Annotated in this window: 5 protein-coding genes; all 5 read left to right on the top strand. The window is 32.9% G+C overall.

All coding sequences use genetic code 11. The annotated features are described in order from the left end of the window. A partial coding sequence (locus ACXACQ_RS23705; RefSeq protein ID WP_474978523.1) for a hypothetical protein occupies positions 1–397 on the top strand: 397 nt, incomplete at its 5' end. 54 nt (positions 398–451) lie between these two features. Continuing rightward, complete coding sequence (locus ACXACQ_RS23700; RefSeq protein WP_474978522.1) at positions 452–949, top strand: hypothetical protein; 498 nt, start codon at positions 452–454, stop codon at positions 947–949. Positions 950–969: 20 nt separating this feature from the next. Next, on the top strand, positions 970–1,446 hold the full coding sequence (locus ACXACQ_RS23695; protein ID WP_474978521.1) for a hypothetical protein: 477 nt from the start codon (positions 970–972) through the stop codon (positions 1,444–1,446). A gap of 37 nt (positions 1,447–1,483) precedes the next feature. After that, on the top strand, positions 1,484–1,705 hold the full coding sequence (locus ACXACQ_RS23690; protein WP_474978520.1) for a hypothetical protein: 222 nt from the start codon (positions 1,484–1,486) through the stop codon (positions 1,703–1,705). Further along, complete coding sequence (locus ACXACQ_RS23685; protein ID WP_474978519.1) at positions 1,692–2,258, top strand: thermonuclease family protein; 567 nt, start codon at positions 1,692–1,694, stop codon at positions 2,256–2,258. Before ACXACQ_RS23690 ends, ACXACQ_RS23685 begins: the two co-directional genes overlap by 14 nt. Positions 2,259–2,377 lie beyond the last annotated feature (119 nt).

Here is a 2,377-nt window from a genome sequence, read left to right as displayed (position 1 = left end):
GTGTTTATGTTATCTTACTTGGTTAGATTACGTATTGCTAAGGTTAAGTTTGTCATACTCGTGTGCTCACCCAGCACCTTTGCACAATTATTTCATTGTGCAGGAGAAGGTTGAGCAAAAGGCTCAGTACGAGTACATTATTTATGAAGGTGTAGTCGATAGCAAAACAGCTAGAAAAAGCTTTTCTAGTTTGAGGGAAGCCGTTGAAGAAATAAACTCATATTATGAGTATTTGTCTAAAAAAGAAAGCGCAGAGGTAGTTCTAAATAGATTTTATAATCTATACGGACAGTATGAATATTTTGAAATGTGTCATCATGAAAATACCGAAAAAATCGACATTGGCGGAACGGATGAAAGTATAACCGTTTGTCATAACTGTGGAAAAGAACTTTAATTATGAAACAACTTTAAGGGGAGCTGCGGCTCTCCTTAACATGGAGGTGGGAGAATGGAGCATACATGCGCTTATTGTGGTGAAAAAGTAATTGATAATTACTGCCCATTTTGTGAAATGGAATTAAGCCAGCGATATATATTAGAAAATGGGGAGCGTTTAGACAACACGATTAAGTATATTCCTGATGAAATGGATATGTACAAAAGCACATCAGAGCTGTTGGAGCTAGAAACAATTCATTTGTTATATCTTCTTACTTTTGCTAGAAAAAGGAGAACAGAAGCTTATAATTTCCGTATGTTAGCACATCATGCGGAAGAAAAAGCGAAAGGAAAACAGAATGAGGAAATTCAATCTTTTCATACTACCTCTTATGATGAGTATGAAAAAGCTACTCGTAAGATGTGGGTAATAGAAAATATTATTAAAGATCGAGTAGGCTATATGCCCGAAAAAATTAACGAGAACTTTCTTGCTCGTTACTTAAATAAAATAGAAAGGTCTCAAAAAAAGAAAATGGTGATTAAAAAATCAATTGCTAAAAAGTAAAGAGAATAGGATGATTTTGAATGAATATTGAAACTTTACGTGATGTAATGCATGCGCATTTTTGGTTGGCGGTAATTGCTACATCTGTTGTAGTATATGTATCTTCAGGAGGTGTAGAATTAATTGTATTTTTATCAACAACCCTTCTGCCTTCACTTGCTATTGTAGTGAGTGCAATTGCAAAAGAGATTGATATTAGTATAAGTGACAAAATACGTTTAATAATTATGGTAGTATCGTTTGTTTTTGTTGTTATATGCGGTATAACAATGTTTTTATATAAGGCAAGTATTCATGCTATATTAATTTATTTAATAACATTTTTTGCTTTTATTGGCATAATGATAAACTTTGTTATACCAATAATTGCAAGGAAGAAACAAAAAAAGTATTCTGAGGGAGTTTTTGAATTGGCTCGTAAGAATGAAATTATTCAAACAATAATAATTGTGTTGCTTTTATGTATAATGATGGTTGATACGTTTGTTGAACTTTAGGTTAATAGAATGTAGTTCCAAGCTTAAAGCTTGTTATTTGCTTCAAGCAAAATGGACTGATATTCGAAATGAAGGAGGAAAAGACATGAATTATTATGAAAAAGAGGTAAAAAAACCTATAAAGGTTCCTGAATACATCCATAGAAAGGTAAAAGAACTTGCATTTAAGGAACACAGAGAAATGGGGGAATTTACCACGGAAGCAATTGAGTTTTATTTAAAACATAGAAAAAAAGGTGCAAAGAATGAAAAAAATTAATGTTTTTTTATTGCTGTTAATATTAATTGCTGCTGGTTGCGATATAAATAGAGTTACAGATGGTGTTTCTACAACAATTGATAATATTGTTGCTGAAACAGATGTTGAAACAAAAGAAGAACAGGTCACAATAGATCGTGTTGTTGATGGCGATACAATAAAAGTTAAAATGCCTAATGGCAACATTGAAACTGTTCGTTTACTTCTTGTTGATACACCTGAAACGGTTCATCCACAAAAGCCTGTACAGCCATTTGGTGAGGAAGCGAGTGCTTTTGCAAAAGAAACATTGCAAGAGGGTGAAACTGTCACTTTAGAAATTGGTGATCCCAAAACCGATAAGTATGATCGGCTGTTAGGCTACATATGGGTAGGTAAAGAGAACTTTAATCAATTGCTGATTGAAAAAGGACTTGCTCGTGTTGCTTATATTGAGGAACCAAATACCAAATATTTAGATGAATTTAAAAAAGCAGAGCAACAGGCTGAACAAAGCGAAAGTAATATTTGGTCGGTTGATGGGTATGTGGAAAGTGAGTTTAATTCATATTAGATAATTGAAAGAGGACAAGCGAAATTGCTTGTCCTCTTTTTTAGATTGCCAAAGTTATCGCAATCCAACCCATGTTTAAAGCGTACCTAAAAATTATAAATTTGTAAACGAAATAATAA

The organism is Fulvivirga sp. AWR4_260 (assembly GCF_056158185.1).
The sequence above is the reverse complement of the archived record's forward strand: the minus strand, read 5'-3'. Positions and strand labels throughout refer to the sequence as shown.

What these genes read in the sequence shown, in the direction of transcription:
- ACXACQ_RS23695 (WP_474978521.1), top strand. Translation starts at nt 970, where the DNA reads ATGAATATTGAAACTTTACGTGATGTAATGCATGCGCATTTTTGGTTG.
- ACXACQ_RS23685 (WP_474978519.1), top strand. Translation starts at nt 1,692, where the DNA reads ATGAAAAAAATTAATGTTTTTTTATTGCTGTTAATATTAATTGCTGCT.
- ACXACQ_RS23700 (WP_474978522.1), top strand. Translation starts at nt 452, where the DNA reads ATGGAGCATACATGCGCTTATTGTGGTGAAAAAGTAATTGATAATTAC.